Raw genomic sequence first — 25,845 nt, 5'->3', positions numbered from 1 at the left:
TCTTTCTCCTTAATGGGTCAGCATCGAGTCGCGCGCCTGTTCGGCGCGGGATGCGCCAATGGCGGTCTCGACCTTCTTCACTTCTTCGGGCGGCGGCAGCACGGCGGGGAAGCCGAGCGACTCGATCCACAGTTCGCGCGACCAGCCCTGCGTGTGATAAAGGTGGTGGTCCTCGTCGGTCGCCACCGCGTCGTAGGCTTGCTTGAGGATCTTGGCCTGCTCGCCTGACTGCTGCTCGGCAATCAACCCGATCAACGACCAGTTGGCGTGATCCTTGGTTTCGGCCAGCACCACGCATTCGGTGGCCACGAGCTGCGCGGCTTCGGGATCGCCGGCCGAAATGGCCATCTTCATGGCCTTCACCAACGATTCGCCCAAGTGCCGCACCACGTCGCGCCCCGGCGACTTGGCCTGCGGGTCGAGCTTCAGTTGCTCGAAGACGGTCAGCAGCACGCGGCGATGCGTGCGCGTTTCTTCCAGATAGCCCAGCCATTCCTTCTTCAGGTCTTCGTTGATGGCACACGACACCGCGGTCTCGTAGATGGCGAGGCCGCCAATTTCGGTTTCCAGGGCCTGATACAGCAGTTCCTTGATCTGATCGGCGTTTCCGGCTTTGCGCTTCATGGTTGGGCTCCTTGTGGTAGGTCATCAACGATCCGCACGCGGCGATCGTTCCGGATGGAGGCGCGAATCCAGCAATTGCCGTTCCTGCGATGGCAAAGCGCGCGCAGACGCCGCGCAGACGGGCCTCGCGGGGCATCGCGGGGGCCTGCCGATCCGCACGCGGTCCACGTCGCCCGGAAGAAAATACAAAGCCCCGCGCGCCGGACGCGCCGCCGATTCCCGTAGAATCAGGGTCGTTACCCATCAAAGCGCCAGCGCGCCGCGCCCTCACACAGGATCGGCAACTTGCGCAAGACGTGCAGCCGCATGACCCTGAATGACCTCTGCGCCATCGCGATGGCCTTGCTGCTGACTTACGCCGGCATGGCTTGCCTGGCCCTGGCCACCCCCCGCCACTACCACCAGGTCTGGACGCGCAATCCCCGCGCGGCCCACACGCGCGTGCTGCGCGGCGCTGGCGCGCTGCTGATGGGCCTGGCGATCCTGCCTTGCGTCGGCCTGTGGGGCGATGCACTGGGCATGTCCGTCTGGTTGGGCTGGCTCTGCGCGGGCGCGCTGCTGTGGTTTGGCAAACTGTCCTGGACGCCACGGCCTGCCGCAGGCGCCGCCGCCCTGGCGGTGGCGATATCCCTGGTGGGCGTCGGCCTCGGGTTTTGACGGCGTTTTACTGAGCACCAGGCCGCGGCCCATCGCCGCATTGCGCAATTTCGCAAACCATTTTGTCTGTTTGACGCCGGTCAACCTGCGTCCAGATGCCGGCCATTTAGCACCATATGTGGTGGTAGAGTTTTCGAACTCCACTACATATGGTGCCAACAATGGAAATCCAACACATCCTCAAGCGCGACGGCCGCGTCGTTGCATTCGATAGCGAGAAGATCGCGCAAGCCATGGCGGCGGCGGGCCAAAGCACCGGGGAGTTGGACCTGCAAGGCGCACGCGCCCTGACCGGCACCGTCATCGCAAAGCTGGACGGCAATGTCTGCCCCGGCGTCGAAACCATCCAGAACCGCGTCGAGGATGCCCTGGTCCAGGCGGGCCACTGGCGCACCGCGCGCGCCTACATCGTCCACCGCGAGCAGCACGCCCGCCTGCGTTCCCTGCGCCACACGCTGGTCGACGTGGAAAGCGCCATGGAAGAGTATCTGGAACAGCGCGACTGGCGCGTGAATGCCAACGCCAACCAGGGATACAGCCTGGGCGGCCTGATCCTGAACGTGGCCGGCAAGGTCACCGCCAACTACTGGCTGTCCAACGTCTTCACGCCCGAAGCCGGCCACGCCCACCGCGAGGGCGACATCCACATCCACGACCTGGACATGCTCAGCGGTTACTGCGCCGGCTGGTCGCTGCGCCAGTTGCTGACCGAAGGCTTCAACGGCATCCCGGGCAAGGTCGAATCCACGCCCCCGAAGCATATGTCGGCCGCCATCGGCCAGATCGTCAACTTCCTGGGCACGCTGCAGAACGAATGGGCCGGCGCGCAGGCATTCAGTTCGTTCGACACCTACATGGCGCCCTTCATCCGCCGCGACGCGATGACCTACGCGGACGTCAAGCAATCCATCCAGGAACTGATCTTCAACCTGAACGTGCCCAGCCGCTGGGGCACACAGACGCCGTTCACCAACCTGACCTTCGACTGGACCTGCCCGGCCGACCTGAAGGACCAGATCCCGTACGTGGGCGGCGAGGAAATGCCGTTCTCCTACGGCGACCTGCAAGCCGAAATGGACATGATCAACCGCGCCTACATCGAGGTCATGATGGCCGGCGACGCGAAGGGCCGCGTGTTCACCTTCCCCATCCCAACCTACAACATCACGCCGGATTTCGACTGGGACCACCCGAACACCGAGCGCCTCTTTGAAATGACGGCGCGCTATGGGCTGCCCTACTTCCAGAACTTCCTGAATTCCGACCTTGAACCGCACATGGTGCGCTCCATGTGCTGCCGCCTGCAGCTCGACCTGCGCGAACTCTTGAAGCGCGGCAACGGGCTCTTCGGCTCGGCCGAGCAGACCGGGTCGGTCGGCGTGGTGACCGTGAACTGCGCCCGCCTGGGCCATACGTGCCGCGGCGACGAGGCTCGGCTCATGGAACGCCTGGACTATCTGCTGGCGTTGGGCCGCGATGTCCTGGAAACCAAGCGCAAGGTGGTGCAGCGCTACATCGACCAGGGGCTCTACCCCTACACCCGCCGCTACCTGGGCACGTTGCGCAACCACTTCAGCACGCTGGGCGTGAACGGCATCAACGAGATGATCCGCAACTTCACCGACGACGCCGAAGACGTGACCACGCCCGCCGGCCACGCCTTTGCCGTGCGCCTGCTGGATCGCGTGCGCCAGCGCATGACCGAATTCCAGGAAGAGACCGGCCATCTCTACAACCTGGAGGCCACGCCCGCCGAAGGCACCACATACCGGTTTGCCCGCGAAGACCGCAAGCGCTATCCCGGCATCCTGCAAGCGGGCACGGACGCGCAGCCTTACTACACCAACTCCAGCCAGTTGCCGGTGGGCTACACAGACGATCCCTTCCACGCGCTGGAACTGCAGGAAACGCTGCAAAGCAAGTACACGGGCGGCACGGTGCTGCACCTGTACATGAACGAAGCCGTGTCCACCGCCGAGGCCTGCAAACAGCTCGTGCGCCGCGCGCTCACCAACTTCCGCCTGCCCTACATCACCGTCACGCCCACGTTCTCGATCTGCCCGAATCACGGTTATCTGGCCGGGCACCACGAGTTCTGCCCCAAGTGCGACGTGGAGCTGCTGGCCAAGCAATCGGCCTGCTGCACCCCGGCGTAGCGTTTCCGGCCCCGGACCGGCGCGTGGCCTCCCGGCGCGCGCGGTCCTTCACCCGCCGGGCATGCGTCCGGCATTCACTCCCCAAGGAAATCTCATGCAAACCTTGACCGCCCCCGCCGCCACGTCCGCTCCCGCCGTCCAACTGGACGACAGCCAGCGCGTGCGCTGCGAAGTCTGGACCCGGGTGATGGGCTACCACCGCCCGGTTTCTTCCTTCAACACCGGCAAACAGGGCGAATTCAATGAGCGCCGCTTCTTCGTCGAACGCAGTGCCTGAAGGCGGCTCGCCCGTGGGCGCTTCGCTGGCCGGCGGCGCCGGCCGGCCCGCCAGCCAGGCCGTGCGCCTGCTGACAGACCGGCCAGCCTATGCCTCGCCGCCCCAACCCGTCATCCAGCCCCTGCCCCGGCATTCGCCCGCGGTTGGGGGGCTGGTGCCCTTTTCCACCGTGGACTGGCCGGGCCAGCTGGCGGCGGTCGTCTTCATCTCGGGTTGTCCGTGGCGGTGTCACTATTGCCACAACACCGAGCTGCAGACGCGCGCCGCCCGCTATGACTGGCGCGAAGTCCGTGCCTTCCTTGAAACCCGCAAGGGCCTCCTGGATGCGGTCGTGTTCTCCGGCGGCGAGCCCTTGAGCGAACCGCGCCTGCCCGCCATGATCCGCGACATCAAACGCATGGGCTACCGCGTGGGCCTGCACACCGCAGGCATCTACCCGTTGCGGCTGGCCGACGTGCTGCGCCATCTGGACTGGGTGGGCATGGATATCAAGGCGGACGCCAAGGGCTATGACGACATCACGAGCCGTCGCGACTCGCAGCGCCCGGCGCTCGCGTGCCTGACGCAGTTGCTATCGGCAGGCACGGACTTCGAATGCCGCATCACCTGGCATCCGGACTGGCTGGACGAACCGCGCCTGATGACGCTGGCGCGCGAACTCTCGCGCCGCGGCGTGCGCCAGTTTGCGGTGCAGGCGGCACGCGCCGCGCCCGGCGCCCCGGTCGCGCGCGCGCTCAGCAACCAGGCGCAGGCCGAGCTGCGGCAAACCTTCGAGGAATTTGCCTATCGCTGAGCCAGGTGCGCGGCCAGGGTGGCATGAAACCGCGGCGACGCCACGGCGCCTACATTGCAGCGTGACCACGGCGATACCGCCTTGGGGTCCACGCTGAACACGCGGCCCGGCGCCATGATGACCTTTTCGGGCATCAGCGCCTCGGCCAGCGTCAGCGAGTCCGGCACGCCCGGAAACGCCGCCCACAGGTACAGCGAGCTGGTTGGCCGCGTAAACACGTGGGCGCCCAGCGCGTCCAGCACCTGCAAGGCCTGTCCGGTCGCGGCTTCCAGCCGTTGACGCAGCCGCACCAGATGCCGCTCGTAATGGCCCTCGCGCAGCATCACGTCCACCATGCGTTCGCAGTATTCGGAACTGCTGACATGCACCAGCGCCTTCAGGTCGGCCAGATCGCTGGCCAATGCCGCATTGCAGGCGATGAAACCCACGCGCAGCGCCGCCGAGAACGACTTGGAGAAGCTGCCGATGTACAGCGTGCGCTCAAGCTGATCCAGCGCCGACAGCCGGACCGAGGACGTGGGCTTGAAGTCCGCCAGCGGATCGTTCTCGACCACCATCAGGTTGTAGCGCTCTGCCAACTGCAGGATCTTGTAGGCCTCGGCCGGCGTCATGTCCGAGCCGGTCGGGTTGTGCGCGATCGACTGCGTGAAGAAAAGCCGCGGCTTTTCGCGCTGCAGCAACGCTTCCAACGCCACCACGTCCGGCCCGTCGGGCAGGCGCGGCACGCCCACCATCCGCACCCCGGCCAGCTTCAGCTTGCCAAAGAGCGGGTAGTAGCCAGGGTCGTCCACCAGCGCCGTCGACCCCGGCGGCAGGAAATACCGGATCACCAGGTCCATGGCCTCGTTGGCGCCATGCGTAAGCACCAGTTGCGACGGCGCGGCGTTGATGCCCACATCGCCCAGCTTGCGCACCAGGCTTTCGCGCAGCGGCGCGTAGCCGAAACGGCTGCCATAGCGGAACAGCGCGCCGAGCCCCGTGCGCACCACCTTCTGGTGGTAGCGGTCCATGCGCATGTCCGCCAGCCACTCCACCGGCGGAAATCCATCGCCCACGGCAACCGCGTCCGGCTGGGTCTTGAGCTGCTCGCGCATGAGCCACACGATATCCATCGCCCGGCTCAGTTGTCCCGGTTCCTCGTCCGCCGCGGGGCGCGCGTGGTCCACGTCCAACACGTAAAAGCCAGAGCCGCGCCGCGGCTCGACCAGCCCGCGCGCCACCAGCATTTCAAATGCCACGACCACCGTGTTCTTGGCATAGCGATGCAATTGCGCCAGCTCGCGCAAGGACGGCAACTTGTCGCCGGCGCGATAGACGCCGTCTGCGATCTGCTGGCCGATCAGGTTCGCCAGGCTTTCGGCGATGGGCGCCGGGCGCTGCGGCCTGCCAGGCGGATTGGCGTCTGCCACGTTGTAATCCCCGTGAATGCGTTGCCGAAAATTGGTGCAGTGCAATGGTACTGTTTGCCCAAACTGTACCTCTGAATAGCGGTACAGTTTACCTAGAATCAGGCCACTCGATTCTTATACGGAGACTCGCCATCGTGGCCGATTCACGCCTGCCCAACTTCCGGGCCCTCACGCCCACCCAACGCCTCGCTGCCATTGCCGACGCCGCCTCGCTTACGGCAGACGAGCGCCGCCTGCTCGCCGAGCCCGGCGCCCTGGGCCTTGCCCGCGCCGACGGCATGATCGAAAACGTGCTGGGCACTTTCGAGCTGCCGCTGGGGGTGGCGGGCAACTTCCAGGTCAACGGCCGCGACGTGCTGGTGCCGATGGCGGTGGAAGAGCCGTCCGTCGTGGCTGCCGCTTCGTTCATGGCCAAGCTGGCGCGCGAGTGCGGCGGCTTCGAGACATCCAGCACCCGGCCCCTCATGCGTGCGCAGGTGCAGGTGCTGGGCCTGACCGACCCGCATGGCGCGCGGCTGGCCCTGCTGCGCGAGCGGGAGCGCATCCTGACGCTGGCCAACAGCCGCGACAAGGTGCTGATCGAACTGGGCGGCGGCTGCCAGGACATCGAAGTGCACGTCTTTCCCGACACGCCGCGCGGTCCGATGATCGTGATGCATCTGATCGTCGACGTGCGCGATGCCATGGGCGCCAACACCGTCAACACCATGGCCGAGGCCGTGGCGCCGCTGGTCGAGGAGATCGTCGGCGGGTCGGTGCGGCTGCGCATCCTGTCCAACCTGGCCGACCTGCGGCTGGCCCGCGCCCGCGTGCGTCTGACCCCGCAGACGCTGGACACCAAGGAGCGGAGCGGCGCCGAGATCATCGAAGGCGTGCTGGATGCCTACACGTTCGCCGCCATCGACCCGTACCGCGCCGCCACGCACAACAAGGGCATCATGAACGGCATCGACCCGGTGATCGTGGCCACGGGCAATGACTGGCGCGCGATCGAGGCCGGCGCCCACGCCTACGCCAGCCGCTCGGGCCGCTACACGTCGCTGACGCACTGGGAAAAGGACACCGACGGCGCCCTGGTCGGCACCATCGAAATGCCCATGCCCGTGGGCCTGGTGGGCGGCGCCACCAAGACCCATCCGCTGGCGCGCCTTGCGCTGAAGATCATGGACGTGCGCTCGGCGCAGGAGCTGGGCGAAGTCGCCGTCGCGGTCGGCCTGGCGCAGAATCTGGGCGCGCTGCGCGCGCTTGCCACCGAAGGCATCCAGCGCGGCCACATGGCGCTGCATGCCCGCAACATTGCCCTGGTGGCCGGCGCCACCGGCACGGAGATCGACGAAGTTGCCAAGCGCATGGCGGCGGAAAAGGACGTCCGCACCGATCGCGCGCTGGCCTTGCTGGAGGAACTGCGCGCAGCCCGATAACCCGCAACGCAGGTATCCGAGACGGCGCCGGCCCCCAACGCGCGCCGTCCGATAAACACAGGAGAGAGACATGAAACAAAGCCTCCCGGCGCCCTCCACGCGCCTGGCTGAAGTCTGGAGCGACACCGTGGATCTCAGGCATCTGGCCTGGGCCATCGGCATCGGAATCACGATCAGCGTGGCGGGCTTCTTTGCCGCCAGCCGCTGGTTGCGCGGCATGGTCGCCTCGCCCGAGCTGGCGCACGCCTACGCCATGCTGGCCGGGCTGGCGGGCTGCGTGCTGGCCGGCGTGATCTGCGCACGGCTGTTTCCGCCCAAGCGCGAGGTCATCGAGCGCAGCGCCACGCACGATCCCGCCTGGCGCGCCGAGGTGCTGGCCGAACTGGCCGAGCAGCCGGGCGGCCTGGGCACACTGGCGGACCTGCCCGAGCCGGTCGTGCGCGAACTGAAGGAACTGGATCTGTACGACCTGTTCGCACAGCCGGCGGCCGCGGCCGCCTCTGGCGCCCCTGATGGCGTCAACGATGGCATCACAGATGGCGTCACAGACAGCGCCGCCAATGCCGCCGCCGCGCGGCGCGGCGCCGCCAAGGAGGCACTGGCATGAGCGACCCCGCACTGCTTGAACAAATCATGGTGGCCGCCGGCATGGGCCTGTTGGGCGCGGTGGTGTTCGCCGCCATCGGCCTGGTGTCCGGCACCGACGAAACCACCACGCTGGCCCCCCTGACCCTCCTGGTGGTGCTGCTGGGCGTGCCGCCCGCCGGCGTCTTCACGTTTTTCCTGGCGGGCGCGGTGGCCAAGCACATGACGCACGCCGTGCCCACCGCGCTCTTGGGCATCCCAGGCGACACGCTGGCCACGCCATTGCTGCAGGATGCAAACATGCTGCGCAAACTGGGCGTGCCGCACATTGCGCTGCGCAAGATGGTATCCGGCGCCATCGTGGCGGCCTTTGTCGCGGTGCCGCTGGCGGTGCTGTTTGCCGTGCTGCTTGCGCCGTTCGGCGCCGCCATCACCAAGTCGGCCCCCTGGATCTTCCTGGCGGCCGCATTGCTGATCGCGTATTTTTCCGCGGGACGCTGGGCAGCCGTGGCGCTGCTGGTGCCGTTCGTCATGGTCATCATTGCGCTGCAAAGCCTGACGGCCAAATACGGCGTCAAGCTGAGCATCAGCTATTTCCTGGGCATTGCGATCGGCCCGCTGATCGCCGACCTGTTCACGGTCCTCTCGCCGCAAGGCCGCGGCAAGATGATGCGCGACAAGGTGCGCACGTTCTCGCTGGCGCCCGATGTGAAGGGCTGGTCGGGCTACTTTCCGAACCCGCTGAAGGTCATGGACCGCGTGCAGACCCGCTGGACGCTTGCCACCGCGGCCGTCTCCAGCGCCACGTTCGTGTTCAGTCCGGTCGCCATGACCGTCGTGCTGGGCGAACTGGTGGGCTCGCGCATCAAGCACGCCTACCACCGCCTGACCACGGTGCTCAGCGCGCGCAACGGCGTGACCGAGGCCACCTACATTGCCGAGGCCCTGATTCCGCTGATCGCGTTCGGCCTGCCTCTGAGCCCCGTCGCGGCGGGACCGGCGGCGCCGCTCTTTAACGCGCCGCCGCGCTTTACGGTGGATTCGGCAACGGGCCAGACGCACAACCTGCACAACCTGCTGAATCACTGGGAATTCCTGGGCTACGGCATGCTGGCGGTGCTGCTGGCGGCGGTGGTGTCCTATCCCTTCGCCATGAACTTCGCGCGCCGCGCCGCGCTGTTCGTCTCGCGCCGTGTCAGCCACGAAGCCATCATCGCCACGTTCGTGGGACTGATCATCGTGATCAGCGTCTGGGAAGGCCAATTCCTGGGCCTGCTCGTCATCCTGACCATGGGCCTCATCGGCGGCCTGCTGTCGCGCCTGTTCGGTTTCAACACCGGCGTGCAGTTCATGGGCTACTACACCGCCGTGCTCTCGGTGCCGGCGATCGTCAAGCTGCTGGGATAAAGCGTGACGGATGGGCGGGCATTTAGCCCCGCCCATTGCCGCGCCACTTGATCCTTCGCAAGGCGGCGCTCCCCACCTTGCTCTAGCCTCTGGTCTCTTGACCAGAGGAAAGACTCATATCATGACGTGGTTCAAATCACTCACCCTCGCCGGACGCGAGTTGCTGCCCATCGTGCAGGGCGGCATGGGCGTTGGCGTATCCGCCCATCGCCTGGCCGGCGCGGTTGCCAGCCAGAACGCCGTGGGCACTATTGCCAGCGTCGATTTGCGCCATCACCACGCCGATCTCGTGGAAAAAACCGAAAAATGCAATGACCGCGACACGATCGACACGGCCAACCGCGAAGCCCTGCATCGTGAAGTGCGCGCCGCGCTGGATACGGCGCAAGGCCGCGGCCTGGTGGCGGTGAACGTCATGAAGGCCGTGCGCGACCACCCCGCGCTGGTGCGCCAGGCCTGCGAAAGCGGCGCCGAGGCCATCGTCATGGGCGCCGGCCTGCCGCTGGACCTGCCCGAAATGACCGCCGACTTCCCCAAAGTGGCGCTGGTGCCCATTCTGTCCGAGGCCCGGGGCGTCGCCGCCGTCCTGAAGAAATGGATGAAAAAGGGGCGCCTGGCCGACGCAGTCGTCATCGAACACCCCGGCTATGCGGGCGGCCACCTGGGCGCGGCCCGCCTCGACGACCTGCACAGCGAACGTTTCGATTTCAAGAAGGTGCTGGCCGAATGTCACGCCCTCTTCAGTGAATTGCAGTTGGGCCGCGATGCGCCCCGCCTGATCGTCGCGGGCGGCGTCGGCAGCCACGAACAGGTCCGGCACTGGCTCAGCAACGGCGCCGACGGCGTGCAGGTCGGCACCGCGTTCGCCGTCACCCACGAAGGCGACGCCCACGAGAACTTCAAGCGCGTGCTGATCGACGCCGATCCCACCCAACTGGCGGAATTCACCAGCGTGGCCGGCCTGCCGGCCCGCGCGGTCGCCACGCCTTGGCTCACGCGCTACCTGCGCCAGGAAGGCACGCTTCAAGCCAACACCCGCGCCGATCCGCGCCGCTGCAGCCAGCGCATGGACTGCCTGACGCAATGCGGCCTGCGCGACGGCATCGCCAAGTTCGGCCAGTTCTGCATCGACCTGAAACTTGCGGCCGCCATGCGCGGCGAGGTCAGCCGCGGCCTGTTCTTCCGCGGCGCATCCAAGCTGCCGTTCGGCAACGCGATGCGCTCGGTGCGCGAGCTGATGGATTACCTGCTGCACGGCGAAATGCCCGCCGCGGCCTAAGGCCTCAGCAACCCTCAGATGATCTCCGGCAGCCGCCGCAGATCATCGATCACTTCAAAGGCGCCCTCGTCCAGCAACCGCTGCCGCTGTTGCGGCCCGTTGTGCGAGGCGCCGACGAATCCCACCGCCCGCATGCGCGCCGCCCGGGCGGCGCGTACACCCGGCACGCTGTCCTCGACCACGACGCAGTCCAGCACCGCGGCCCGCATCTGCCGCGCTGCATACAGGAATATGTCGGGCGCCGGCTTGCCCTTGGCGACCTGCGCTGTGCTGAACACGTGCGGCGCAAACATCTCCCACAGACCCACCATCTTCAATGCCGCCTCAAGCTTGGGCGGCATGCTGCTGGACGCCACGCACAGGTCCAGGCCGCGTTCGCGCAAGACCTTCAAGGTTTCATGCACGTGCGGCAGCGCGCGCAGCTCGGTGCGGAACGTGCGTTCCAGCCGGTCGGCATACTGCCGGGCAAATTCGTCAGGCAGCGAGCAGGCGTTTTCGGCCTGCAACGTGCGCCACATGTCCGCATCGGGAATGCCGGCGAAGCGCTGCGCGGCCTCTTCAGGCGTGATCGCGATGCCGTGTTCGGCCAGCGCGCGGGACTGGGCGCGCGCGGCAATGATTTCGCTGTCGATCAGGACGCCATCGCAATCGAAGATCACCAGGCGAGGAGCGGACGTGTACATGCAACCTCCATCGTGTCGTGCGCTCCATGATAGGCCAGCCGGGTTACCGCGCCGACCTGGCCGGATGACCTGCGCCTGGCGGCGCAAGCAGGCGAGGTCCCGCGCGCGCGAGCCGGCCAGCGCGCGTCAAAGACGGACGCCTTTCACACGCCGCAGACGCCAGGCAACCGCCACGCCCGCCAGACCCGCGGCCGCGACGATGAACGAGGCGGACGTCCAGCCAAAGCGGTCGATCGCCCCGCCCACGGCCACTGGTCCAATCACCTGTCCCAGATTGCTGCCCTGCATGACCAGTCCCACGGATGCGGCGGTCAGCGCCGGACGCGGGGCGACCAGCGGCGCGGTGCCCAGCAGCGTGGCCGGGATCAGTCCGCCCACGGCCGAGAACAGCACGCACAGCAGAAAGGTGGTCATGGCGGGCAGCGCCGATCCGAAGATCAGGAGCGCCACTGCCGCCATCACCGAACTGGCGAGCGCAATCAATGTGGACCGGCGCCATCCGCGCGCCAGCAGCACGCCTGCGCCCAGGTTGCCCACCACATTGGCCGCGCTGGCGATGGCGCTGTACAGGCCGGCCTTGGCAAGCGTCAGCCCCAATTGCTCCATCAGCAGCACCGGCAGGAATGTGAACAGCGCGAAGAACATCAGGCTGTAGAGCGTGAAGGACAGTGCCAGCAGCACCGGACCGGCCGCGCCCATGGTGTCGGCGGTGTCCTGGCGCAGCCCCTGCCACGACAGGCTGGCTCCCCGGGGCGTGGGCGGCGCGAGCACGGCGATGCTGACCAGCGCCACGCCGGCGGCAATGCCCGCGCACCACCAATAGGCATGCCAATCGTCAAACGCCTGCGAGGCAAGCATGGCAATCGCCATCCCGGCCGGCATGTAGCAGCTCCAGAGCGCGAAGGCGAAATGGCGCCTGCCGCCCGCGACGATGCGCTGCAACGCCGCGGGGCCGGCTACCGTGACGAGCAGGAAACCCAGCCCCTCGACGATCCGCGACCCGAGCAGCAGGCCGTAGGTCGGCGCCAGGGCACCGGCCGCGGTGCCCGCCGCCGTGGCCGCCAAGCCTAGCAACAGCATGCGCCGCGCGCCAAAACGTGCAATCACGCCGCCCGCGGCGATGCCGCCCACCATGCCCAGCACCGAGAACACCGCCGTCAATGTGCCGATGGAGGCCAGATCCAGTCCCATGTCCTTGCGCAGGAGCGGCGCGGCAATGATGACCTTGCCCACCTGCAACGCCGCCACGACGCCCGCGCCGACGATGGCCAGCACCGCGCCCCAATGTTGTCCCGCTGCGCGGCTTTCCGCCGCCACCCCATCAACCTTGTCCATCCTGCCCTCGTTTTTGCCGGAATTCCGGCATCATGCCGCGCAAAACCAATCCAGCGAAGTGATAACCTTTTGACGTTTTTGATCGAAGAAATAGATCAACATGATTGATGCCCTGACCCTGGACCAACTGCGCGTATTCGCCGCCGTGGCGGACACGGGCAGCTTTCGTGCGGCCGCGCGCCGCCTGGCGCGGGTGCAATCCGCCGTCAGCCACGCCATCGCCAACATGGAGGCGCAATTGGGCGTGCCGCTGTTCGACCGCACCGGCCATCGTCCCGTCATGACGCCGCAAGGGCAGGCCCTGCTTGCCAACGCCCGCGACATCCTCTTGCGGGTCGATGCGATGCGCGCCCGCGCCCAGGGGCTGGGCGAAGGGGTGGAACTGGAACTGTCGCTGGTCATCGATACGCTCTTTCCCATCGAACAGGCGGGCGCGGCGCTCAACCGGATGCGCGCCGCGTATCCCTCGGTGTCGCTGCGCGTGTCGGTGCTGCCGCTGGGCGGGCCGGTAGAGGCGCTGCTGGCCGGCACGCATACGCTGGGGATTCTGGCCGGCGAGCATTTCAGGCATCCGCGCATCGCCGTGCAGGCATTGGGCGCCGTACAGATGGTGGCCGTCGTCGGCGCCTCGCACCCCTTGGCGCAGAACGCGCGCGCCGGTCAGGCGCTTGCGGCGGCGGACCTGGCCGATCACCTGCAGATCGTGCAAGCCGATCCGTCGCCCCTGTCCGAAGGCCGCGACTTCGCCGTCCTGTCGCCGCAGACATGCCGCGTCAGCGGACAGGACACCAAGCATGCGCTGATCCTGTCCGGACTCGGTTGGGGTCGCCTGCCACTTTGGCAGGTGGCGCGCGATCTGGCCGAAGGCCGCCTGCTGCGCGTGCCCGCCGCCAGCCTGGGCCGCGACAGCCAGATCGCCATGGAAACCTATCTTGCGCACCGCATCGACCGGCCGCTGGGGCCGGCCGCGCGCGCGCTGGCAGCGGCGCTGCAAGCCGGCGTTCAACCCTGACCCTTGGGCGGTTGGGCGTAGCTCACGCCCATGCCTGCACGCACGTCGTTCTGAATGCCATACGGCGCAATGGGATAGCGCAGGCCGTTGGCCGACAACGCCTTCATGCCTTCTATGGCAATGGGCAGATAGCGCGGCGGCAGGGCCATGAGCATTTCTTCATCGGGCACCCCGCCATATCTGCGCTCGGCAAAACAGGGCAGCGACAGGCTGGGCTCGCCCGTGGCAAGCGCCCTGCCCCAGGAATCCGCACATGCGGTCTCGCCCACGACGCTCCAGTCAAAACGCCGGTAGTTCTTCCATTGCAGGCCGTTGATCAGGATGATCATCTGGCCGGGCGTGGCATACACCAGACAGATGTCGGGCGGGTCCAGGCGTCCGGATGCCAGGGGCGACACCACCATCGCCCGGTACTTGCCGGCCGGCACGCAGGACAGGGCCTCCTGGCGCGCCCGAGCGTCCGCTTCGGTCGCGTGCCAGACGCCCACGTATTCCTTGCCCTGCTTCCATGCCTCGTCCTGCGGGCCCAGCCCGATGACGGCGCGGCATTGCGCGCCGACCAGATCGTCACCCGTGATGCCCACCGTCCAGCCCAGCCGCGCGGCCATGCCCACGATCTGGTCCGTGGTGTGGGTGGCCTGGGGCCGGCGCAGGCCTTTCACGCCCGCCATGTCCGCCTCGTGCTCGTACAGCTTCATGCCGATGACCGTGGTCTTCAGCCGCAGCAGCCGGTTCAGGTCGTCGACCAGCGCCGCCCAATCGAGCGGGGGTTCCTGTCTTGTCTCTTCCATGTTCGTCCTTGGGACTGTTGTACGCGGTCTGGCCGGCCGGGCGCCGGGGCTGCCGCACGCGGCTAAGACTACAACGCGTCAGGCGAACCCGTCGATGCCCCGCATCAGCGCCGCCGCCATCCGGGGCTGGCGCAGTTGGTCCAGCCACCAGCGCAGCGCGCGTCCATCGTGATCGCTGCGCCACGCCAGGTACAGCAGGTTCGGTTCGCGCGGGGTTTCCGTGGCCATTTCCACGAGTTCGCCTCGCGCCACGAGCGAGGCCGCGCGGTGCCGCGGCAACCAGCCCACCCCCAGTCCGGCGCGCTGCGCCAGGATCTTGGCCCGCATGCTGGGCACCGCCAGCGTGGCCTGCCCGCCCACCCCGCCGTAGCCGCGAGCCGCCGCGCCGCGCGCCGTGTCGGCGACGACGACGGCACGATGCTGCTGGATCTGGTCCTGGCGCAGCGGCGCCTTGGCGCGCGCAAGCGGATGGCGCGGCGACACGGCGAACAGCCACTCCATTTCGCCCAGCGCCGCCCACTGCAGGTTCGGCATGGTTTGCGGTTCGTTGGTGGCGCCCACGATCAGGTCCGCGCGGCCCTCGCGCAGCGCCTCCCACGTGCCGCCCAGCACCTCGTGCGTGAACCGCAGCCGCACGCCCGAGTCCAGCTTGTCGAATGCCTGGATGAGCGGCGCCATGAGCTCGAATTCCAGGATTTCGTCGCTGACGATGCGCAGCCGGTCCTCCCAACCGCTGGCGACCTGCCGCACCCGCTGCGTCAGCCGGCTGATGTCCTGGGCCAGCCGCCCGGCTTCGTCGGCCAGCAACTGCCCCGCGGGCGTGAGTTGCATCCGGTAGCCCCGGCGGTCGAACAACAGGGCGTCAAAGCGCTCCTCAAGCTGGCGGGCGGCGTGCGACACCGACGATGGGGCCTTGCCCAGCTTCGCGGCTGCCCGGGACAGGCTGCCGCTGTCGCGGATGGCTTCCAGCAGCGCCAGTTCATTTGGGCTCAACATGTGCGATTCCTTCGAACGTGTTTATGCGCCAGATCGTACGACAAAGCGCCGGGCGAGGCGCAACATGGCTACACCTCTTCCCCACTTTCCAAGGAATCCATCATGAACCGTTTTGAACAGAAGACCGTCCTGGTCACTGGCGGCACCAGCGGCATCGGCCTTGCGGCCGCCCAAGCCTTTGCCGCCGAAGGCGCCCGCGTCATCGTCACCGGCCGCGACGCCGCCGCCCTGGAAAAGACCCGCGCCGCTTTGGGCGCAAACGCGCTGGCCATCCAGAACACGGCCGGCGCGCCCGGCGCGGCTGCCGCGCTGGCGGGCGCCCTGGCATCGGCAGGCGTGCGCCTGGATGCGGTCTTCGTCAACGCCGGCATCGCCAAGTTCGCGACGCTGACCGACGCCACGGAAGACCTCTGGGATCAGACGTTCAATACCAACGTCAAGGGCGTCTACTTCCAGCTCCAGGCGCTGGACCCCTTGCTCAACTCGGGCGCGTCCATCGTGCTCAACGGGTCCATCAACGCCCACATCGGCATGCCGGCATCGTCGATCTACGCCGCCAGCAAGGCCGCGTTGATCTCCCTGGCCAAGACGCTGTCGGCCGAATGGCTGCCGCGCGGCATCCGGGTCAACGTCGTCAGCCCCGGGCCCGTCGCCACCCCCATCTACAACAAGCTGGGGCTGGATCCCGCCACGCTGGAGAAGACCGCCGCCAGCATCCAGGCGCAGGTGCCGCTGGGCCGCTTCGGCACACCCCAGGAGATCGCTGCGACCGTGCTGCACCTGGCCGCGCGCGAGTCAGCCTTCATCGTGGGCACGGAGATCATCGCGGACGGCGGCATGAGCCAGCTGTAAGCCAGGCGGCCAGGGCGATGCCACGTGGTGCCAGGATGCGCGCATGCCGCACGAGGCCGCCACCACGGCGCATTGCGCGATCTGGCATCTGGATGCGGCCGAGCAGTGGTCGGTGGACATGGACAGTGGGCTGATCGTGTTCCAGCTGCCGGGTGGCGTCGTTGCCACCGCGCCGGTGCAGATCGTGGGCGCAAGGTCGACTGCGACGACTCCCAGGCCTGGGAGTTTGCCGCCGTCGCAATGCGTCTGGGCGAAGCCAGCGGCACCTATCGCGCGCAGGCATCGGATACCGCGCAGGTGTGGATGACGTTCGCCCAGGTGTCGCTGTCGGCGGCGTCCGGGCAGTAAAAATTCAAGGTGTCTGACACCCGGGCAAGCGCGTCGTCAATGTGCGACGACATCTCGCGGGTGTCAGACACCGTATCGCGCCCTACCGGTACAGCACCGTCGGCAGCCACATGCCGATCCCCGGGAACATGTACAACAGGAAGATGGCGACGACCTGGATGCCCATGAACGGCATCATTCCCAGGAAGATCTGGTTCAGCGTCACGTGCGGCGGCGACACGCCCTTCAGGTAGAAGGCCGACATGGCCACCGGTGGCGACAGGAACGCGGTCTGCAGGTTCAACGCCACGAGCAGGCCGAAGAACAGCGGGTCGATGCCGAACGTATTGAGCAGCGGCACGAAGATCGGCATGAAGATCACGATGATCTCGGTCCATTCCAGCGGCCAGCCGAGCAGGAAGATGATGATCTGCGCCAGCAGCAGGAACTGGATCGGCGTCAGGCCCAGGGACAACACCCATTCCTCGATGATGCGCTGTCCGCCCAACAGGGCGAACGCCGCCGAGAAGATGGACGATCCCACGAACAGCCAGCAGACCATGGCGCTGGTCTTGGCCGTCAGGAACACCGCCTCGCGCAGCACCGGCAGGTTCAATCTGCGATAGGCCAGCGCCAGCAACGCCCCGCCCATCGCGCCCATGGCGGCAGCCTCGCTGGGGGTGGCCAGGCCGAAGCCGATCGACCCCAGCACGGCCGCGATCATGACCGCCAGCGGGAAGAACGAGCCCATCAGCATCTTGAAGATTTCCAGCCGCGCCCACGTCAGCGCGGCGTAGAACACCGCCAGAATCACCGCGCATATGCCGGCAAAGATCCAGAAGCCCGTGGGCGCCGCGATCCGGGGTTCGGCCTCGGCGGCCGCGCCGGGTTGCGCGGGTGCCGTGGCGCCGGCTGGCGGTTGGGCGGCGGGCGTGCCGGGCGGTTCGCTCAGTCCGGACGCGGCGGGCGCGCTGCCTGGGGGTTCAGCCAGCTCGTTGGAAGGCGGTTCGGGCAGGTCGTTCGAGGGCGGCTCGGCCAACCCATCGAGGGGCGGCTCACTCAACCCCGAGCCGGAATCGAAGTCGCTGGAGCCCAGGCGCAATTCAGCGGGAATCTCGTAGACCTCGGGCGGCTTGGTCAGCGCGTGGTGCACCACCGCCAGCATCAGCACGGTGACGACCAGCGGCGTCAACGCCACGGCCATGTTGCGCGTCAGGTACGCGAACGACACCGCGCTGTTGCGCCGGCCCTTGAACATCGCGGCCAGCATGCCGGACACGGCGCGCGTGTATTGACCTGCCGCCAGCGCCGCCGTTCCGGGCGGCAGCGGCACGCCGCGTTCGTTCTCGGGCAGCGGCGGCGCCATGTCGGGCCGCAGCTTGGCCACGATGATGACGTAGAGCATATACAGAATGGCCAGCATGATCCCGGGAAACAGCGCGCCCGCGTACAGCTGCACCACCGACACGCCGGTGGTCGCGCCATATACGATCAGCATCACCGACGGCGGCAGCAGGATGCCCAGGCACCCGCCTGCCGTGATGGAACCGGCCGTCAGGCGCACGCTGTAGCCGGCCTTGAGCATCGCCGGCATCGCCAGCAGCCCCATCAGCGTGACCACCGCCCCGACAATCCCCGTGGCCGTCGCGAAGATGGCGCAGGTGGCCAGCGTGGCAACCGCCAGCGCGCCCGGCAGCCGCGCCAGCGCCAGGTGCATCGACCGGAAGAGCTTTTCAATGAGGTTGGCGCGCTCGACCAGATAGCCCATGAACACGAAGAGCGGGATCGAGATCAGCGAGTCGTTGGTCATGGTGGCGTACGTGCGCTGCACCATCAGATCCAGCGTCTGCCCCAGGGACCGCCCCGGGTCCGAACTCTGCATGTAATACGCCAGGAACGTGAACAGCACGCCCATGCCCATCAACGTGAACGCGGTCGGAAATCCCAGCATGATCGCCACCACGATCAGGGCCAGCATCAGCAGCCCGATATGACCGGTGGTGAGGTTGTCCCACGGCGTGAGGAACGCGATCATCAAAAGCACCAGCGCGATGCACGACAGGCCGAACCACAAAGCCTTGTGGACTTTCATCGCTTCGACTCCCCGGGTGTGACGTAACGATCGAGCTGGGCGATGTCTTCGTCCTTCACGTGCACCATCTCCTTGAGCTTGTCGACGTCCACTTCCTCGACGTCTTCTTCACGCGACGGCCAGTCGCCCTGCTTCAGGCACAGGATGCAGCGCATGACCTCGGCCACGCCCTGCAGCAGCAGGACCGCGCCGGCGGCGGGGATGAAGGCCTTGAAGGGATAGATGGGCGGCCCGTTGGCCATCAGCGACGAATGTTCGCGGATGGCGATGGAATAGCCGGCGTAATACCAGCCGGCCCACACCAGGGCGATCACGCCGGGAAAGAAAAAGACGATGAACAGCAGCAGGTCCAGGCCGGCCTGCACGCGCGGCGGCAGAAAGCCATACAGGATGTCGCCGCGCACATGCCCGTTCTTGGCCAGCGTGTAGGCGCCCGCCATCATGAACAGGATGCCGTAATACATCATCTGCAGGTCGAAGGCCCAGGCGCTGGGCTGGTTCAGAATGTAGCGTGCGGCAACTTCCCAGCACACATGCAGCGTCAGCACCACGATCAGCCAGGCAAACGTCTTGCCCACCAGGGTGGAGATGCTGTCTATGAAACGTACGATTCGGATCATCGAAGGTCCTGGAGTCGGGCCCGCTCACGCAGCGGCTATCCTGCCGCCGACGCGCACGGACCCTGGACACGCATGGCGAGGCGCCGCGCGCCGGCACGGCGGCGCGCGTGGCCTGCGTGAAACCGCGTCAGGCTGGCTTGTTGCTACGCGAGAAGTAGTGGTTGTAAGCCATGCGGTAATTGACCGTGGTGTCGCCGTGCCAGCGCCCCACCCGCTCGGCGAACGCGCGCTGCGAATCCAGGACCTTCTTGAAGAGCGGGTTCTCGGCCGACCGCTTGGCGATCATCTCGTCCCAGATCTTGAGCTGCTGCTGCAGGATTGCGTCCGGCGTCTTGTAGAACTTGACGTTGTGATCCTTCTGCAGCTTGATGTAGTCCTGCGAATAGCGGTTCGCCGCCTTCCAGGACATGTCCGCGCTGGAGGCCTGCGCGGCATAGCTCAGGATGTGCTTCAGGTGTTCCGGCAAGGCGTCGTACTTTGCCTTGTTGAACAGCACCTCGAACTGTTCGGCGCTCTGGTGAAAGCTCTGCAGCATGCAGATCTTGGACACGTCCTGAAAGCCCAGCGCCAGGTCCGACGAGGCATTGTTGAATTCCGCCCCATCCAGCAGCCCCCGGTCCAGGGCCGGCACGATTTCACCGCCGGGCAGCGCGTTCACGGCCGCGCCCATCGCCGTGTACATGTCGATGGCCAGGCCCACGGTGCGGAACTTCACGCCCTTGACGTCCTCGACCTTCGTGACAGGCCGCTTGAACCATCCGAACGGCTGGGTCGGCATCGGTCCGTACATCAGCGACTGCACGTTCACGCCCATGGCCTTCTGGATCTCGACCAGCAGCTCCTTGCCGCCGCCGTATTCGTGCCAGGCCAGCAGCATGTTGGCATCCATCCCGAACGACGGACCCGACCCCCACAGCGCCACGGCCGTGTTCTTGCCGTACCAGTACGCCACCACGCCGTGGCCGCCGTCCAGCGTGCCCGCCGAAACCGCGTCCAGCAGATCGAACGCCTTGACCACGGCGCCCGCGGGCAGCACTTCGATCTTCAACTGGCCGCCGGCCATCTCGTTGACCTTGTTGGCGTAGTCGCGGGCGAATTCGTGAAAGATGTCGTTCGCGGGCCAGGTGCTCTGGAACCGGAAGGAAATGGGCGCATTCTGCGCCTTGGTGACGGCGGGAAATCCTAGCGCCACGGCGCCGGCGGCGGCGGCGCCGGAGATGAACTTGCGGCGGCGGGGCTTTGTAACGTGTTGCATGGCTTGTTGTCTCCTGGGGTGGACTACATGGACCAGCGTGTAGTTACTACGGCTGCAAGGGGGCGGCGCGAATGGCCTGCGGTGGGCTTTCGTCTGCCGTCTGATGCGTCTGATGCGCAACTTTGGAGTGATTAAACCTGCCTGACAAACGGCTGACAATCAGCTTTTAGTCAGGAATAACCCTAGAAGACGGACTAGGCCGTAATAGCGAAAGGCCAGCAAACCGCGTGATGCGGCGTGCTGGCCTTGTTTCTGCCCAAGTGCGCGGCCCCGTGCGAGGCCCGCGGCATGACGACGGTGCGCTATACCGCCGACACCGACCCCGCCTCACCGCCGCCATCGAGCAGCGGCGGGGCCGTCACGATCGACGTCAGCGCCGGTTCGGCCGGGCGCAGCGCGGCCAGGTCGGGGCGCGGACGACGCAACGCGTCCGTGCCCGCGAAGGCCTGCTCCATCGCCTGCGCCGCGGCCAGCACCTGAAGGTCGCCACGGAAGCGGCCCACGATCTGCAGGCCGAACGGCATGCCGTTCGCATCGCGCCCGCAAGGCAACGTGAGCGCCGGGTGCGTGGTCAGCGTGACGACATAGGTCAGTGCCAGCCAGCGGTAATAGTTCTCCTGGGCGACGCCGTTGATCTTGTCCGCGTACAACTGCGTCCACGGGAAGGGCGATACGGGCGTCGTGGGCGAAAGGATGAGGTCGTAATCGTCGTAAGCGCGTTGAAAACGCTTGATCAGGCGTGTCTGCTCGGCCTGCGCCCATGCGCAGTCCTTCAGGCTCATCGCCGCGCCCATCTCGAAGTTGGCGCGGGTGTTGGGGCCGAGGCTGGACGGATCCTTCTCGTACGCGTCGCGCATTCCGGCCACGAAGGCCTCGGCGCGCAGCACGTCAAAGCATCGATGGGCCTCACCGACATCCAGGTCGATCGGATCGCAGGCCGCGAACAGATGACGCATGGCCGCGATCTTTTCGCGGAAGGTGGCGCGGATGCCGTCGTCCACGTCGCACGCGCCGAAGTCTTCGGTGTAGGCCACGCGCAGCGAGCCGAGGTCGGCGATGCCGGGGTTCAAAAATTGCAGCGGATCCAGCGGATAGCTGAGCGGATCGCCAGCGTGCGGTCCGGCGGAGGCCGCCATCTGCAGGCAGGCGTCAGCCACGGTGCGGCCCATCGGTCCCACCACCGAGATCGGCGTCCAGCCCAGCGGTTTGCGCACGCTGGGCACGATGCCCGGGGACGGCCGGAATCCGACCACGCCGCACTTGGACGCGGGGATGCGCAGCGAGCCGCCCGTGTCCGAGCCCGTGCAGACCGGCAGCATGTCGCTGGCCAGGGCGGCGGCCGAACCGCCCGACGAGCCGCCCGCATTCAGGTTGGGATTGAAGGGGTTGCCGGTGGCGCCCCACACCGTGTTGCGCGAGTTGGCGCCCGCGCCCATCTCGGGCACGTTGGTCTTGGCGGCGACGATGGCCCCGGCGCGGCGCAGGCGCGCGACCAGTTCGATGTCCTCGTCCGGCACGTGGCCGCGATACAGAGGCGAACCGTAGGTGGTCAGCACGCCGGCCGTGGGCTCCAGATCCTTCACCCCCATCGGCAAACCGTGCAGCAGGCCCAACGGCTCGCCCGCCATCACCGCACGCTCGGCCGCGCGGGCCTCCGCCCTCGCCCGCTCGAAGGCGGTGGCGGTGACGGCGTTGATGTACGGGTTCACGGCCTGGATGCGCGCGATGCATGCTTCCAGCAGTTCCACCGGCGAAAGCTGGCGGGCGCCGATCATGCGCCGCAATTCAACGGCGGTCAGCGATACCAGGGAGTCGTCCAAAGCCATCGTCGTCTTCCTTCAGTCGATCTTGATGTTGGCCCGTTGCGCGACTTCGCGCATGATGGGCAGTTCCTTCTGGATCAGCGCCTCGCCTTCCGCGGCGCTGGCGAAGGCGGCCTCAAAGCCTTGCGCCTCCAGGCTCTTGACCACTTCGGGCGATTCCACCGTGGCCTTGAGCGCCTGCTCCAGACGCGTCTTCACGTCGGCGGGCAATCCGCGCGGCGCGGCGACCATCAGCCACGTGTCCATCGCGACCGAGGGATAGCCCTGTTCGGCGAACGTAGGCACGTCGGGCAGGAAGGCCGAACGCTTGGGACTGGACACCGCCAGCACGCGGACCTTGCCCTGTTTGCTTTGCGGCAACGCTGCGGCCACGGTGTCGACCGAGAAAGGAATCTGGCCGCCGATCAGGTCGGTCATCGCGGGCGCGCTGCCCTTGTACGGCACGTGCGTCATTTTCAGATTGGCGGCGGAGATAAAGGCCTCGCCCACGAAATGCGCGGTCGTGCCCGTGCCGAACGAGCCGTACGGCGGCTGGTCATGCGCCGGATTCTTCGCGTACGCGACGAACTCCTTCAGGTCCTTGACCGGCACCTTGGGGTTGGCCAGCAGGGCCAGGCCGGTGCGGCCGACGATGCCGATGGGCTCGAAACTCTTGACCGGGTCATACGGCAGGTGGGCCTGGATGGCCGGATTGACCGTGAAGGTCGTGCCCGAGCTCACCAGCAGCGTATAGCCGTCGGGCGCGGCCTTGGCCACGTAGCTGGCGCCGATCACCGTGCCCGCGCCGGCGCGGTTTTCCACCACGACCGTGCGTCCCAGTTCCTGTCCCAGCTTCTGGGCCACCACGCGGCCCAGCACGTCCGTGGCGCCCCCCGGCGGAAACGGGACGATCATCGTGAGCGGACGCGAGGGATAGGCGTCCTGGGCCACGGCGGGCGCGGCCGCGCCGAGGGTGCTGGCAAAAGCGAGACTGACTGCAAGAAACGAGGTTTTCATGGCGGTGCTCGATGGTAGGTGGTGGAGATGCGGCGCGTCTGTCGGCGCCTAGTTGCCGGCCGTGAGCGAACGCCCACGGCTCAGGAATCGGTCATATTCTTCGTCGGGCACGAACAGCCCGCCCGTCGTCCAGGCCAGATGCGTGGCCTGCGGCAGGTGCGCCTGCAGGCCCTGCGCCCGCAGCCACGCCCGGCCGGCATCGGTGCCGCACAGATGGCGGGGGCCGCTGAAGCCCGCGGCGGCGGACGGTTCGATGCGCAGGCCTTCGCTGTCCTTTACGCGCGCCAGGTCCGCGTACAAGGTGTCGTCTTCCACGGTGTAGACCCCGCGCAGTTGCGCGCCCACGGCCGCGTAGGCCAGTTCGGAGGCCGTCGGCACCGCCAGGCCGTCGGCCTCGGTCACGTTGGTCAGACCCACGTCGTACACCGATGCGGACGCCGGCGCGCCCGGCAGTTCGCCGCGGCCCGCCATCATCCGCACCAGGAAGCACGGCGACTGCACCGGCTCGGCAAAGAAGCAATGCACGTGGGGGCCGAAAAGCTGCGTCAGGCCGAACGCGATGCCGCCCGGCGCCCCGCCCACGCCGCAAGGCAGGTAGACAAAAAGCGGATGTTCGGCATCCACCCGCACGCCGGCTTCGCCCAATTGCACGCGCAGGTGCAGCGCGGCGGCGGCGTAGCCCATGAACAGGGACGCCGACCGCTCGTCGTCCACGAAATAACCGAACGGATCCGCTTCGACCTGCGCCCGGCCCGCGGCCACGGCCTTTTCGTAGTCGCCCGCGTGCTCGACCACCTCGACCCCGCGCGCGCGCAGCCGCGCCTTTTTCCATTCCTTCGCGTCGGCCGACATATGCACCGCCGAACGGAAACCCAGCGCCGACGCGATCACGCCGATCGACAGGCCCAGGTTGCCCGTGGACCCCACGGCGACCTGATAACGGCCGAACACGGCGCGGGCCTCGGGGCCGGCCAGCTTGCGGTAGTCGTCGCCCTGGCGCAGCACACCCTCACGCATGGCCAAGGATTCGGCAAATTCCAGCACCTCGTGGATCCCGCCCCGCGCCTTGATCGACCCGGCCACCGGCAGCGCGTGGTCTGCCTTGATCCACAACCGGCCCGCGTCCTGCGGCAGGCCCATGGCCGCCTGCATGGCGGCGGCGGGCAAAAGCGGCGACTCGATCACGCCGCCCGTTGCGGCCAGCTCGGGAAACAATTCCGCCAAGAGCGGCGCAAACCGCGCAAAGCGCTCTTGCGCGGACAGCACGTGGTCCATCAGGAAGTGCGCGCCCGGCCCAGCAGCCGCACGCGTTTCAGGGCCGGTCCACAGCACCGGCTTTGCTTGACGGAGCGAATCCAGAACGGGGGATTTGGAGGGAGCGTCGGATTGAAACATGGCTGTGCTAGCGAATGAGAGCGCAAGGAATGCCCACATCCTAGAGGCGGCCGACGCTTTGCAGCAATATCAATGGTTAGAATTCTTCTTTGCGCTTTCCGCAAACCTTGGATCCGACCATGAACCCTCGCGTCCTGCAGGAGATTTCCCTGCGCTATTTCCTGGAAGTCGTGCGCACCGGCTCGGTCAGCGAAGCCGCCGCCCGCCTGGATGTCGCCCCGTCGGCCGTCAGCCGGCAGATTGCCCGCGTCGAACGCGAACTGGGCACGCTGCTGTTCGAGCGCCGCGCGCGCGGCATGGTTCCGAACGCCGCCGGCGAACTGCTGGCCGCGCATGCCAAACGCATGCAGCAGGACGTGGAGCGCGTGGCGGGCGATATCCTGGCGCTGCGCGGGTTGCGCCAGGGCCATGTGCGCATCGTCAGCACCGAGGGCTATGCGTCGGAATTCGTCCCGGCCGCCATCGCGGCGTTCCGGCAGCACTACGCCGGTATCCGGTTTTCGCTGGATGTCTGCTCGCAGCAGGAGATTCCCCAGCGCATCCGGGACGGCTCGGCGGACATCGGCGTCACGCTCAGCCTGACGTCTCAGCGCGATATCCGGGTGGAAGCGCGCGTGCCCGCGCCGGTGCGCGCGATCCTTTCGGCCGGCCATCCGCTGGCCGACCGCCGCGAGTTGGCGCTGGCGCAATTGATGGCGCATCCGCTTGCGCTGCCCACGCCCGATTCCACGCTGCGCCAGCTGATCGACATCAGCTGTAGCCGCCAGCAGCTGCACTGCGAGCCGGCGTTCACCAGCCGCAGCATCGACGCGCTGGTGGGTTTTGCCAGCGCGGGCGGCGGGGTCGCCTTCTGCGGCGAACTGGCGATCCGCAACCGCGTGGCGTGGGGAAAAATCGTCGCCGTGCCTCTGCGCGACCGCGAGATGAACGAGCGCCACTTCGAGGTGCAGACACTGGCCGGGCGCATCATGCCGGAAGCCGCCAAGGCCTTCATTGCCAGCATCGCCGAGGCCGCGCGGGCGGCGTCGGGGCCGATCGGCCCCGCCTAGGCGCCCCTGCG

General features: G+C 67.3%; 23 protein-coding genes and 1 pseudogene. 12 read left to right on the top strand and 12 right to left on the bottom strand.

Annotated elements, in window-relative coordinates; translation table 11 throughout:
* Positions 1 to 9: 9 nt before the first annotated feature.
* A complete protein-coding gene (locus LN047_RS14205) occupies positions 10 to 624 on the bottom strand; it encodes a hypothetical protein (RefSeq protein WP_152384605.1) in 615 nt (204 codons plus the stop codon).
* A 306-nt stretch (positions 625 to 930) separates the two neighbouring features.
* Between LN047_RS14205 and LN047_RS14200 the strand changes: the two genes are divergently transcribed.
* The 4 genes from LN047_RS14200 to LN047_RS14185 all read left to right on the top strand — a co-directional run bounded on the left by LN047_RS14200 (position 931) and on the right by LN047_RS14185 (position 4,507).
* On the top strand, positions 931 to 1,281 hold the full coding sequence (locus tag LN047_RS14200) for a DUF3325 domain-containing protein (RefSeq protein WP_373982082.1): 351 nt from the start codon (positions 931 to 933) through the stop codon (positions 1,279 to 1,281).
* Between the two features lie 161 nt (positions 1,282 to 1,442).
* A complete protein-coding gene (locus tag LN047_RS14195; protein ID WP_373982081.1) occupies positions 1,443 to 3,437 on the top strand; it encodes a ribonucleoside triphosphate reductase in 1,995 nt (664 codons plus the stop codon).
* A 94-nt stretch (positions 3,438 to 3,531) separates the two neighbouring features.
* Positions 3,532 to 3,714: an anaerobic ribonucleoside-triphosphate reductase gene (gene nrdD / locus LN047_RS14190; RefSeq protein ID WP_056318292.1), complete on the top strand. Its 183-nt coding sequence runs from the start codon at positions 3,532 to 3,534 to the stop codon at positions 3,712 to 3,714.
* Positions 3,680 to 4,507, top strand: a complete 828-nt coding sequence (locus tag LN047_RS14185) for an anaerobic ribonucleoside-triphosphate reductase activating protein (RefSeq protein ID WP_373982080.1) — start codon at positions 3,680 to 3,682, stop codon at positions 4,505 to 4,507. The genes nrdD and LN047_RS14185 overlap by 35 nt, the downstream gene beginning before the upstream one ends.
* Here LN047_RS14185 and LN047_RS14180 read toward each other — a convergent pair.
* Positions 4,498 to 5,916 (bottom strand): PLP-dependent aminotransferase family protein, encoded by a 1,419-nt coding sequence (locus LN047_RS14180; RefSeq protein ID WP_373982079.1) that lies wholly within the window; start codon positions 5,914 to 5,916, stop codon positions 4,498 to 4,500. The two genes, LN047_RS14185 and LN047_RS14180, sit on opposite strands and share 10 nt — an antisense overlap.
* A gap of 131 nt (positions 5,917 to 6,047) precedes the next feature.
* Between LN047_RS14180 and LN047_RS14175 the strand changes: the two genes are divergently transcribed.
* The 4 genes from LN047_RS14175 to LN047_RS14160 all read left to right on the top strand — a co-directional run bounded on the left by LN047_RS14175 (position 6,048) and on the right by LN047_RS14160 (position 10,608).
* Complete coding sequence (locus LN047_RS14175; protein ID WP_373982134.1) at positions 6,048 to 7,337, top strand: hydroxymethylglutaryl-CoA reductase, degradative; 1,290 nt, start codon at positions 6,048 to 6,050, stop codon at positions 7,335 to 7,337.
* A 70-nt stretch (positions 7,338 to 7,407) separates the two neighbouring features.
* The gene (locus tag LN047_RS14170; RefSeq protein WP_373982078.1) at positions 7,408 to 7,944 is read left to right on the top strand and encodes a hypothetical protein; all 537 of its coding nucleotides are present in this window, start codon (positions 7,408 to 7,410) and stop codon (positions 7,942 to 7,944) included.
* Positions 7,941 to 9,329 carry a tripartite tricarboxylate transporter permease gene (locus LN047_RS14165; protein WP_373982077.1) on the top strand — a complete coding sequence of 463 codons (1,389 nt, stop codon included), beginning with the start codon at positions 7,941 to 7,943 and terminating at the stop codon, positions 9,327 to 9,329. The genes LN047_RS14170 and LN047_RS14165 overlap by 4 nt, the downstream gene beginning before the upstream one ends.
* A 121-nt stretch (positions 9,330 to 9,450) precedes the next feature.
* Entirely contained in the window at positions 9,451 to 10,608 is a 1,158-nt protein-coding gene (locus tag LN047_RS14160; protein ID WP_062840973.1) for a nitronate monooxygenase family protein, read from the top strand.
* Between the two features lie 14 nt (positions 10,609 to 10,622).
* Here the strand turns inward: LN047_RS14160 and LN047_RS14155 are convergent, their stop codons facing one another.
* Positions 10,623 to 11,291 (bottom strand): HAD family hydrolase, encoded by a 669-nt coding sequence (locus LN047_RS14155; RefSeq protein WP_373982076.1) that lies wholly within the window; start codon positions 11,289 to 11,291, stop codon positions 10,623 to 10,625.
* 126 nt (positions 11,292 to 11,417) lie between these two features.
* Positions 11,418 to 12,626: a CynX/NimT family MFS transporter gene (locus LN047_RS14150; protein ID WP_373982075.1), complete on the bottom strand. Its 1,209-nt coding sequence runs from the start codon at positions 12,624 to 12,626 to the stop codon at positions 11,418 to 11,420.
* A 100-nt stretch (positions 12,627 to 12,726) separates the two neighbouring features.
* Here LN047_RS14150 and LN047_RS14145 point away from each other — a divergent pair, with 100 nt between their 5' ends.
* Complete coding sequence (locus LN047_RS14145; RefSeq protein ID WP_373982074.1) at positions 12,727 to 13,638, top strand: LysR family transcriptional regulator; 912 nt, start codon at positions 12,727 to 12,729, stop codon at positions 13,636 to 13,638.
* Here LN047_RS14145 and LN047_RS14140 read toward each other — a convergent pair.
* On the bottom strand, positions 13,629 to 14,429 hold the full coding sequence (locus LN047_RS14140; RefSeq protein WP_373982073.1) for a DUF169 domain-containing protein: 801 nt from the start codon (positions 14,427 to 14,429) through the stop codon (positions 13,629 to 13,631). The genes LN047_RS14145 and LN047_RS14140 overlap by 10 nt on opposite strands.
* A 78-nt stretch (positions 14,430 to 14,507) precedes the next feature.
* Positions 14,508 to 15,425, bottom strand: a complete 918-nt coding sequence (locus LN047_RS14135; protein ID WP_373982072.1) for a LysR substrate-binding domain-containing protein — start codon at positions 15,423 to 15,425, stop codon at positions 14,508 to 14,510.
* 102 nt (positions 15,426 to 15,527) lie between these two features.
* Between LN047_RS14135 and LN047_RS14130 the strand changes: the two genes are divergently transcribed.
* Together LN047_RS14130 and LN047_RS14125 are read left to right on the top strand one after the other, a co-directional pair.
* On the top strand, positions 15,528 to 16,277 hold the full coding sequence (locus LN047_RS14130) for an SDR family oxidoreductase (protein WP_373982071.1): 750 nt from the start codon (positions 15,528 to 15,530) through the stop codon (positions 16,275 to 16,277).
* 43 nt (positions 16,278 to 16,320) lie between these two features.
* Positions 16,321 to 16,419: pseudogene (locus LN047_RS14125) on the top strand (hypothetical protein); the annotation flags it as partial.
* A 288-nt stretch (positions 16,420 to 16,707) separates the two neighbouring features.
* On the opposite strand, the gene LN047_RS14120 reads toward LN047_RS14125, so the two are convergent.
* The 6 genes from LN047_RS14120 to LN047_RS14095 form a co-directional block, all read right to left on the bottom strand.
* A complete protein-coding gene (locus tag LN047_RS14120; protein WP_373982070.1) occupies positions 16,708 to 18,696 on the bottom strand; it encodes a TRAP transporter large permease subunit in 1,989 nt (662 codons plus the stop codon).
* Complete coding sequence (locus LN047_RS14115; protein ID WP_056318251.1) at positions 18,693 to 19,316, bottom strand: TRAP transporter small permease subunit; 624 nt, start codon at positions 19,314 to 19,316, stop codon at positions 18,693 to 18,695. The genes LN047_RS14120 and LN047_RS14115 overlap by 4 nt, the downstream gene beginning before the upstream one ends.
* Before the next feature lie 127 nt (positions 19,317 to 19,443).
* Positions 19,444 to 20,571 (bottom strand): TRAP transporter substrate-binding protein, encoded by a 1,128-nt coding sequence (locus LN047_RS14110; RefSeq protein ID WP_373982069.1) that lies wholly within the window; start codon positions 20,569 to 20,571, stop codon positions 19,444 to 19,446.
* Positions 20,572 to 20,873: 302 nt separating this feature from the next.
* Entirely contained in the window at positions 20,874 to 22,397 is a 1,524-nt protein-coding gene (locus tag LN047_RS14105) for an amidase (RefSeq protein WP_142054962.1), read from the bottom strand.
* A 12-nt stretch (positions 22,398 to 22,409) separates the two neighbouring features.
* The gene (locus tag LN047_RS14100) at positions 22,410 to 23,390 is read right to left on the bottom strand and encodes a Bug family tripartite tricarboxylate transporter substrate binding protein (protein WP_373982068.1); all 981 of its coding nucleotides are present in this window, start codon (positions 23,388 to 23,390) and stop codon (positions 22,410 to 22,412) included.
* 48 nt (positions 23,391 to 23,438) lie between these two features.
* Positions 23,439 to 24,785, bottom strand: a complete 1,347-nt coding sequence (locus LN047_RS14095) for a D-serine ammonia-lyase (RefSeq protein WP_373982067.1) — start codon at positions 24,783 to 24,785, stop codon at positions 23,439 to 23,441.
* Between the two features lie 119 nt (positions 24,786 to 24,904).
* Between LN047_RS14095 and LN047_RS14090 the strand changes: the two genes are divergently transcribed.
* Positions 24,905 to 25,834 (top strand): LysR family transcriptional regulator, encoded by a 930-nt coding sequence (locus LN047_RS14090; protein WP_373982066.1) that lies wholly within the window; start codon positions 24,905 to 24,907, stop codon positions 25,832 to 25,834.
* Positions 25,835 to 25,845 lie beyond the last annotated feature (11 nt).

This window comes from Achromobacter sp. JD417 (genome assembly GCF_041879325.1).
Taxonomy (GTDB): Bacteria; Pseudomonadota; Gammaproteobacteria; order Burkholderiales; family Burkholderiaceae_B; genus Achromobacter; species Achromobacter mucicolens.
Note: the sequence above shows the minus strand (reverse complement) of the source record. Positions and strands in the feature narration are given on the sequence as shown.

What these genes read in the sequence shown, in the direction of transcription:
- LN047_RS14165 (WP_373982077.1), top strand. Translation starts at nt 7,941, where the DNA reads ATGAGCGACCCCGCACTGCTTGAACAAATCATGGTGGCCGCCGGCATG.
- LN047_RS14170 (WP_373982078.1), top strand. Translation starts at nt 7,408, where the DNA reads ATGAAACAAAGCCTCCCGGCGCCCTCCACGCGCCTGGCTGAAGTCTGG.
- LN047_RS14195 (WP_373982081.1), top strand. Translation starts at nt 1,443, where the DNA reads ATGGAAATCCAACACATCCTCAAGCGCGACGGCCGCGTCGTTGCATTC.
- LN047_RS14140 (WP_373982073.1), bottom strand. Translation starts at nt 14,429, where the DNA reads ATGGAAGAGACAAGACAGGAACCCCCGCTCGATTGGGCGGCGCTGGTC.
- LN047_RS14185 (WP_373982080.1), top strand. Translation starts at nt 3,680, where the DNA reads ATGAGCGCCGCTTCTTCGTCGAACGCAGTGCCTGAAGGCGGCTCGCCC.
- LN047_RS14120 (WP_373982070.1), bottom strand. Translation starts at nt 18,696, where the DNA reads ATGAAAGTCCACAAGGCTTTGTGGTTCGGCCTGTCGTGCATCGCGCTG.
- LN047_RS14160 (WP_062840973.1), top strand. Translation starts at nt 9,451, where the DNA reads ATGACGTGGTTCAAATCACTCACCCTCGCCGGACGCGAGTTGCTGCCC.
- LN047_RS14090 (WP_373982066.1), top strand. Translation starts at nt 24,905, where the DNA reads ATGAACCCTCGCGTCCTGCAGGAGATTTCCCTGCGCTATTTCCTGGAA.
- nrdD (WP_056318292.1), top strand. Translation starts at nt 3,532, where the DNA reads ATGCAAACCTTGACCGCCCCCGCCGCCACGTCCGCTCCCGCCGTCCAA.
- LN047_RS14095 (WP_373982067.1), bottom strand. Translation starts at nt 24,785, where the DNA reads ATGTTTCAATCCGACGCTCCCTCCAAATCCCCCGTTCTGGATTCGCTC.
- LN047_RS14115 (WP_056318251.1), bottom strand. Translation starts at nt 19,316, where the DNA reads ATGATCCGAATCGTACGTTTCATAGACAGCATCTCCACCCTGGTGGGC.
- LN047_RS14130 (WP_373982071.1), top strand. Translation starts at nt 15,528, where the DNA reads ATGAACCGTTTTGAACAGAAGACCGTCCTGGTCACTGGCGGCACCAGC.
- LN047_RS14100 (WP_373982068.1), bottom strand. Translation starts at nt 23,390, where the DNA reads ATGAAAACCTCGTTTCTTGCAGTCAGTCTCGCTTTTGCCAGCACCCTC.
- LN047_RS14145 (WP_373982074.1), top strand. Translation starts at nt 12,727, where the DNA reads ATGATTGATGCCCTGACCCTGGACCAACTGCGCGTATTCGCCGCCGTG.
- LN047_RS14135 (WP_373982072.1), bottom strand. Translation starts at nt 15,425, where the DNA reads ATGTTGAGCCCAAATGAACTGGCGCTGCTGGAAGCCATCCGCGACAGC.
- LN047_RS14105 (WP_142054962.1), bottom strand. Translation starts at nt 22,397, where the DNA reads ATGGCTTTGGACGACTCCCTGGTATCGCTGACCGCCGTTGAATTGCGG.
- LN047_RS14110 (WP_373982069.1), bottom strand. Translation starts at nt 20,571, where the DNA reads ATGCAACACGTTACAAAGCCCCGCCGCCGCAAGTTCATCTCCGGCGCC.
- LN047_RS14150 (WP_373982075.1), bottom strand. Translation starts at nt 12,626, where the DNA reads ATGGACAAGGTTGATGGGGTGGCGGCGGAAAGCCGCGCAGCGGGACAA.
- LN047_RS14155 (WP_373982076.1), bottom strand. Translation starts at nt 11,291, where the DNA reads ATGTACACGTCCGCTCCTCGCCTGGTGATCTTCGATTGCGATGGCGTC.
- LN047_RS14200 (WP_373982082.1), top strand. Translation starts at nt 931, where the DNA reads ATGACCCTGAATGACCTCTGCGCCATCGCGATGGCCTTGCTGCTGACT.
- LN047_RS14205 (WP_152384605.1), bottom strand. Translation starts at nt 624, where the DNA reads ATGAAGCGCAAAGCCGGAAACGCCGATCAGATCAAGGAACTGCTGTAT.